Raw genomic sequence first — 423 nt, forward strand, 5'->3', positions numbered from 1 at the left:
GCTCAAGGCCCTGCGCCGCCTGTGCCTGGAAAATTTCACCCATGTGGCCGTGCAGCCCCTGCAGATCATCCCCGGCAGCGAACATACCGACGTGCGCGCCGATGCGGACGAGGCCGGACGCCTGGACGGCCTGCATGTGAGCATCGGGACGCCCCTGCTGGCCTGTGACGAAGACATCCGGGCCGCCGCACGGGCCGTGCTGGCCCATCTTCCGGAAGAACGCCGGGCCGACGAGGACGTGGTGCTCATGGGTCACGGCAGCCGCCAACAGGCCGTGACCGCGTATGCGGCCCTTGCCGGGGCCGTGCTGGCCCTGGACGCCCGCGTGCATGTGGGCACCATGAGCGGCGCCCTGGAGCTCGATGCCCTGCTGCCGCGCCTCACCTCCCGCCGTGTCTGGCTCATGCCCCTGCTCTCCGTGGT

At 70.7% G+C, this 423-nt stretch carries 1 protein-coding gene; it reads left to right on the forward strand.

The genetic code is table 11. The features are described 5' to 3' along the window. On the forward strand, positions 1-423 hold a 423-nt coding region (locus JWG43_RS18735; protein ID WP_205244422.1), incomplete at both ends, for a sirohydrochlorin cobaltochelatase.

Origin of the sequence: Desulfobulbus alkaliphilus, from assembly GCF_016918545.1 — a bacterium.
Taxonomy (GTDB): Bacteria; Desulfobacterota; Desulfobulbia; order Desulfobulbales; family Desulfobulbaceae; genus Desulfobulbus; species Desulfobulbus alkaliphilus.